Raw genomic sequence first — 343 nt, 5'->3', positions numbered from 1 at the left:
GATGAGGGTGGACGAGCTGGAGCATTTGCGCAGGAGGGTGGCGGAGCTGGAGGCCGAGCGGGAGAAGCTCCTCGCCCGCCTCGCCTACCTCGAGGCCCTCGCCCAAAGCCGGAGCCTCTCCCCTTCCGGCCTCTCCCGGGAGCGGGCCCTGGAGCTCCACGCCCTCCTCTCGGCAGTGTGGCTGGATCTGAACGAGGTGCGCCCGGGCCGGGTGCCCGACCTGGACCGGGCCCTAAGGCTCCTGGAGGAAGCCCTTGGCGGTCTTAGATGACCCCTTCCCGCTTCTCCTCCTCGTAGAGCCTTTCCAGCACGAACTCCTTGAGGAGGGTCTGGTAGCCCTTGC

At 68.5% G+C, this 343-nt stretch carries 1 protein-coding gene; it reads left to right on the top strand.

All coding sequences use genetic code 11. From position 1 onward, the window contains the following. On the top strand, positions 1-271 hold a 271-nt coding region (locus ACYQ0J_RS00315; protein ID WP_460170238.1), incomplete at its 5' end, for a hypothetical protein. Positions 272-343 lie beyond the last annotated feature (72 nt).

The organism is Thermus sp. FJN-A (assembly GCF_054655095.1).
This window is presented reverse-complemented; position numbering and strand designations above follow the sequence as displayed.